General features: G+C 51.3%; 7 protein-coding genes. All 7 read left to right on the top strand.

Going from position 1 to position 6041, the window contains the following annotated elements; translation table 11 throughout:
* Positions 1 to 542, top strand: a 542-nt coding sequence (locus tag QZ725_RS14325; protein ID WP_293781062.1) for an ATPase, T2SS/T4P/T4SS family, incomplete at its 5' end; no start/stop codon positions are given.
* A 1-nt stretch (position 543) separates the two neighbouring features.
* The gene (locus QZ725_RS14320; protein WP_293781059.1) at positions 544 to 1470 is read left to right on the top strand and encodes a type II secretion system F family protein; all 927 of its coding nucleotides are present in this window, start codon (positions 544 to 546) and stop codon (positions 1468 to 1470) included.
* Between the two features lie 7 nt (positions 1471 to 1477).
* The gene (locus QZ725_RS14315; RefSeq protein WP_293781056.1) at positions 1478 to 2422 is read left to right on the top strand and encodes a type II secretion system F family protein; all 945 of its coding nucleotides are present in this window, start codon (positions 1478 to 1480) and stop codon (positions 2420 to 2422) included.
* Positions 2423 to 2424: 2 nt separating this feature from the next.
* Positions 2425 to 3267 (top strand): tetratricopeptide repeat protein, encoded by an 843-nt coding sequence (locus QZ725_RS14310; protein ID WP_293781053.1) that lies wholly within the window; start codon positions 2425 to 2427, stop codon positions 3265 to 3267.
* Between the two features lie 23 nt (positions 3268 to 3290).
* Complete coding sequence (locus QZ725_RS14305) at positions 3291 to 3632, top strand: DUF3613 domain-containing protein (RefSeq protein WP_293781050.1); 342 nt, start codon at positions 3291 to 3293, stop codon at positions 3630 to 3632.
* Positions 3633 to 3634: 2 nt separating this feature from the next.
* Positions 3635 to 5674, top strand: a complete 2040-nt coding sequence (locus tag QZ725_RS14300; protein ID WP_293781047.1) for a pilus assembly protein TadG-related protein — start codon at positions 3635 to 3637, stop codon at positions 5672 to 5674.
* Between the two features lie 17 nt (positions 5675 to 5691).
* A complete protein-coding gene (locus tag QZ725_RS14295) occupies positions 5692 to 6030 on the top strand; it encodes a DUF4282 domain-containing protein (RefSeq protein WP_293781044.1) in 339 nt (112 codons plus the stop codon).
* Positions 6031 to 6041: the final 11 nt, after the last annotated feature.

Raw genomic sequence — 6041 nt, 5'->3', positions numbered from 1 at the left:
ATCCCCATGTCGTACGTCTGGAATCACGCATAGGCAGTTTCGAGGGGACTGGTGGCGTAACGATCCGCGATCTGATCCGAAATAGTTTGCGAATGCGCCCCGATCGCATCATCGTCGGGGAAGTGCGTGGCGCGGAAGTTCTGGAAATGCTGCAAGCCATGAATACCGGCCACGACGGTTCGATGGCAACCATTCACGCCAACAGCCCACGCGAATGTCTGCATCGCATCGAAATGCTGGCCGGCTTCGCCGGCTTTCAGGGCAGCGAATCGAGCTTGCGCCGTCAAATCGCCGGTGCACTGGATTTCATCGTGCAGATTGGCCGCCTTTCCAATGGTCGCCGTCGTATCGTTTCCATTACCGAAGTGACGGGCGTGGGCGACAATATCATCACCACGCAAGAACTCTATCGTCACGAAAGCGTGACAGGCCCGGATGGTGAAGAAAAGGACCGCTGGGTATCCCTTGGTATTCAGCCACACTCCCCAAAACTGCAACGCCGCAAACAAGGCAGTGGCTTCACGCCTCCGCGCAGGTATTGAGATGAATGCCACTCTGCTCCTCGTCGCATTCGCCATTCTTCTGACTGGCATTGGCATTCTGCTTTGGCAGCATGCCACAACACGTGCGCGCCAGCAGCAAGCCAGCCAAGTCATTGATCGACACTTGCAGGAGCTACAGCCCGCTACAAACGAATGGGAACACGCCCCTCTTTTTCCGACAGATAGCCGCCCGCAATCCGTCACGTGGAAGTATTTTCTGCTACGTGCCGGTATACAAAATACTCCCCGCTTTCATGCTTTTCTATTTGGTCCTGGCATTGCCCTAGTGGCCATGGCGGCATTTTTTCTGGGCGCCGTATCAGCCATTGCCGTCTTTCTTTTATATATCCTGCTCTGCTATTTCCGGCTCTGGTTCATATCGGTTAAGCGACATCAGAAGATGGTGCGACAGTTACCTGCATTCCTCGACACCATGGTGAGACTGGCAACTATAGGCAACAGTATCGAATCGGCTTTTCAGTCAGCCGTGCTGACGGCCGATGCGCCATTACGCGATGTACTGGACCGTGCCAACCGGCTGGTTCAGGCGGGTATGAATCTCGAGCATGCGCTCATGCAAGAGGCACGCATCTTTCGCATCGTCGAGCTTGAACTCATTGCCGCCGTCATCGGTGTTGCACTACGTTTCGGTGGTCGTGCCGACAAGGTTCTGGAACGCATGGGCGCGTTCATGCGGGATCGTGAACAGGCTCAGAATGAGCTGGTCGCACTCTCTGCCGAAACACGTTTGTCGGCGTGGATCCTGGCACTGCTACCAATCGGCCTCGGCCTCTTCATGATGATATTCAACGACAAGATTTTCTCGGCCATGCTGGAAGATCCGGCAGGTCGCAACCTGCTGATCGGTGCCGCATTGTTGGAAATCGTTGGTGCCATCTGGCTCTACCGACTTGCCAAATCCGTGTGAGAAAACCATGACAAGCCAATTCCTGCTCATCTCCGCTCTTGTTCTTCTTGCCTGCGCTGCCTGTTTGATCGGGAGTGCACTGCTGCGACGCTCGTGGGACATGGCGCGTAGTGAACGCAAGCTCAACGAACGGCTTCATGCCGAAGAACACCTCGCGGAAACGCGGCCTGACACGGAAATGCCGCAGCGATGGACAGACCGCATGATCGTCTATGGCTCACGCTGGCTCGACACACCACTCGGCCGTCAACTCGTTGCGCCTGAGGATCGACGTCTACTCGATCAATGTGGCGTCAATGATCTGCGCGGCAAGACACTCTTCTTCATCAGTCGCGTAATTCTGGGATTCGGGCTGCCAATCGCCGGATGGTTCCTCATCAAGAACCACAGTACGCTCAACGTCATGCTGATCGCCTTTCTAGGATTCGGTCTCGGCTATATGGGACCGAAATGGATCATGCTGCAGGTAGCCAAAGATAGGCGTCGCAAGGCGGCGGAAGAACTACCCTTGCTGATCGATTTGCTAAGATTGCTTCAGGGCATCGGCATGTCAGTCGATCAAAGCCTGCACATCATCGATAAAGAGCTCTCTGCCAGCATGCCTGTACTTGGCAAGGAATTGCGCCTCGCCAGCCGTCAATATGCCAATGGCCGCACACGTGAACAGTCGCTACGCCGACTTGCCACTATCTTCGATAACGAAGACATCCACGCCATCACGCGACTGATTATCCAGGTCGATCAATATGGCGGCGCGGTACAGGAACCTTTGCAGCAATTCAGTGAACGCATTCGCGAACAACGCAAGCTCAACATGAAAGAACAGGTCGGCAAGCTGACCGTGAAAATGACCAGCGTGATGGTCGTCACGCTGCTGCCAGCACTACTCATCATCACGGGCGGCGCGGGCTTTCTCGCCATCATCCGTACCCTTGGCACGATAGGAAACTGATCATGAACCGTACTCGCCAACTTATTTACGCTATAACGCCTGTGCTCGTCATCACCACTCTGCTGTCCGCTTGCAGCACGACTGAAACTGGCAATGTAGCGTCGGCGCAATATCAAGCCATGCTCGCACAACAACAAGCACAAGCAGAACAACCTGCCATCAATAATCGCCAAGTACATCTGGACATGATCCGCACCATGCAGGCACGCAATATGTACTTTGCTTCGCTGGCACATATTGATGCCTATGAAAGTGCCCACGGCAGCAGTACTGAAGTCAGCTTGCTACGAGCCGATGCACTATGCATGACAGGCCAGAACGAACCTGCAGAAAACGCTTATCGAAAACTGCTGACATCGAATGAAGCCGCCGCCGCAAGGCATGGCCTGGGTCTGATGGCTGCCCAACAAGGAAAATATTCACAAGCGATCGAAGAATTGCGGCAAGCCGTGCGACTGGCACCGCTGAATGCTGCTGCGCTAGGCGATCTCGGTTATGCGCTGATGATTGCCAACCGTACCGATGAAGCCCGCGTACCGTTGATTCAGGCAATGGAACTGGCACCGGACAACCGCAAAGTGATCAGCAATCTTTCCCTTTTCCTGATACTGACGGGTGATGAAAAAAAAGCCATCGAACTGATGGAAAAAACCCACGTGCCATTCGCAACACGCAAGGAAATCATGCAGCGTGCGCTGCAGATGCAACAAGCTGCTACGCCCACAAAAATTTTTCCCGTATTAAATGCAAGCAGTGAGCCCGCACCAGAAAATGGTTTTCAGTTACGTCTGCAAACCAGCCTTGCTCCTGCTTCATTACCAACCAAACGTCAGTCCATACCGTAAAGAGAAATTTTCGGAGAACAATCATGCCTACCCTTTCGATACAGCGACGCCATCTGATGACAAGCACCTGTTATGTGTTGCTTCTCTTTCTCGTCGTCTTCACCGCATTGCATGCAACATCGTATGCACAACCATTACAGAACAACCTTACACAAATTACCGAAGATGATGCACCTGCCAAACGTCGCGTTGGTGAGACCACGACGTCTCTGCTGCACACACAAGTAGCAGGCAGCATGGCAGGTCCGGCACTCCCGATGCTGGGCCCTACGGCCAACCTGAGCTGGCAACGCTATCTTGAGAGTTACAAACATCCGATTCCCGAAAATTTCACTCGACGACTTGAAGAAGTACGTAACCGCTGATCATGCATCCTTATTCGCCGCATGCCATCAAGGCAGGCAGATACACCGCTCAGAATGGCAGCATTCTGACGATGGCGGCGATCGTCCTGTCAACTGCTGTCATTCTGCTTGCCTCGATTGACATCGGCTTTCTTTTTTATCAGAAGCGTGAATTGCAAAAGATTGCGGACATGGCGGCGATTTCGGGAGCGCAGCAGTTGGTGAAATCGATCAAACTTGGAGGAGATTGCCATGCAGAAGCAATCCAGATTGCGACAAAAAATGCACAAATAGCGCATGGAACATCGGCGACTCTCGATATCAAGGCAGGCAAATGGCTCTCTCAGACATCAATTATCAGCAACGCAAATTGCAGCGATTCAAATGCTATTCAAGTCGATATTGATCGCACCTTCGGCAGCTTCTTCGGCATGTGGGCAGGCCAACGGGTTTATGCACGAGCTATCGCAACCGGCACGTCGTCATCACCCACGGCTGTTTTTTCGGTTGGCTCTCGGTTATTACGCATCAACGACAATGGCGTTGTCCCATTGTTACTCAAACAAATCGGCGTCAATGCTTCAACAGTCGATGCACTCTCTTATAAAGGTATTGCCAATACCCGCATCAGTACTAGCGGGCTACTAAAAGCTCTTGGCTTCAACATCCCCCTCAATGCTGAGGCCGGCACATTGCACACCCTACTGGAAACGGGCGCACCAAATTGCAATGCGAACAGTTGTACGCTAGCTGCCATCCTCAATGCACTATCCGGGAAGGTCGCTGATCAAACAGATTTGATTACCTTGCTTGATCTGAACGGATTACAGCTAGACACTCAAATCAAACTGTTATCCGATGCAAATGGTCGTGGCTTACTCACGTTTCTGGAAACCGCAAACGGTTCTTCTGCATTACAAGCGGATATCACTCTGGGCGAACTCCTGAACACCGCTCTTTTGGTCGCAAGCAGTGAACATGCAATTTCTCTACCATCGCCGGGCTTGAATCTTAATCTGGGTGCGCTTGCGAACATCACGACCCAGCTAGGTATAGTCGAACCACCTAGCATAGGCATAGGAAAAGAAGATACGACTGCTTATACAGGACAAGTACGTTTGTACACACGTGTGAAAGCAGATGCTGCCTTGGTGCAGGCAGACCTCCCAATTGCCATTGATCTAGTCAATGGCAAAGGCACGCTTATATCACTGTGTGAAGTAAAAAATGCAGAAGGTCAGGATACTGCAACCATTCATGTCTCGGCCCCCATTCTTAAAACCTGCATCGGAGCAATTGCTGACAGCAGTTTTTTCTCGCGTGCCATTTCCTGTGAAGAAAACCTGCAACTACCACCGCACCCTCTGTTGAAAATACTGGGTAACACGCTACAAGTGAATAGCAGCTTTCATGTTGATGGACTAAAAAATGAAGCGACACTCACCCTTACCAAGGGTGAAACCAAAACGATTGAGCGGAATGACTTACAACTAGGCAGCACACTCACTACTATTTACAAGACTGTTTTAGCCGAATTAATTGGCAAGTTATTCGTTCAAGGACAGGGGGCAATCACGCAAAATAATTTAGCAAGCAACTTACTTACCACTGGCAATAATGTATTGAATAACACAGTCAACAATCTCAAACAAACACTAGCCCAGCTATCCAATTTTCTAAACACAATTAACACATCAAATGGATTTCCCGATTCGCCCCTGACGACGCTTTTGAGCGGGATTGGGAATCTAACAAATGGGTTACTCGACTCTGTAGGAACAATTGCAGATTCAGTACTCTGTACCGCCGGAGCAATACTCGGCACACCATTTAATCAATGCATGATGGCTAGTGAACTTTCAGGTTCAGCACAAGGCGTTAGCAAAGTCATGCTCACACTACTTGGCCTAGTTACCCAATTGCTTGAGCCGATTCTCAACGCAATTGGCAACCAACTATCGCAACAACTCGACACCCTACTCGGCCTCAAGTTAGGCCAAGTTGACGTTACCCTCATCGACCTCCAGTGCGGCGGCGAATCCAATGTTCGCCTTGTCTACTAATCGAAAGCGATCAGTCCATGTCCCTTCTCAATAAAATCTCGCACGTCCTGCATTGTCTGAGCTTGGATCGGATGGTTGCGCCTGTGCTGTTACGCGGTGTGTACTGGTTCGGTTTGCTCATCATTTTGATCGCAGTCATCAGCACGCTTTTTTCAGATCAGCCGGCATTTGGCATGCCGCTCGCCCTGATTGCTGCAGCTATCACGCTACTGTTTTGGCGACTGTTCTGTGAACTGCTGATTCTTTTCTTCAATATCCATGCGCGACTGACCGAGATACGCGACCTGCTCGATACGCGACAGACACGTATCGAATCGCGCAAACCGATTACGTCCACAAGCATCGAGAACCCTTAATTGAATCCGCT

This window comes from uncultured Oxalicibacterium sp., from assembly GCF_913776015.1.
Lineage (GTDB): Bacteria > Pseudomonadota > Gammaproteobacteria > Burkholderiales > Burkholderiaceae_D > Oxalicibacterium.
Note: the sequence above shows the minus strand (reverse complement) of the source record. Positions and strands in the feature narration are given on the sequence as shown.

Coding starts and splice junctions, on each gene's coding strand:
- QZ725_RS14315 (WP_293781056.1), top strand. CDS start 1,478: ATGACAAGCCAATTCCTGCTCATCTCCGCTCTTGTTCTTCTTGCCTGC.
- QZ725_RS14295 (WP_293781044.1), top strand. CDS start 5,692: ATGTCCCTTCTCAATAAAATCTCGCACGTCCTGCATTGTCTGAGCTTG.
- QZ725_RS14320 (WP_293781059.1), top strand. CDS start 544: ATGAATGCCACTCTGCTCCTCGTCGCATTCGCCATTCTTCTGACTGGC.
- QZ725_RS14300 (WP_293781047.1), top strand. CDS start 3,635: ATGCATCCTTATTCGCCGCATGCCATCAAGGCAGGCAGATACACCGCT.
- QZ725_RS14310 (WP_293781053.1), top strand. CDS start 2,425: ATGAACCGTACTCGCCAACTTATTTACGCTATAACGCCTGTGCTCGTC.
- QZ725_RS14305 (WP_293781050.1), top strand. CDS start 3,291: ATGCCTACCCTTTCGATACAGCGACGCCATCTGATGACAAGCACCTGT.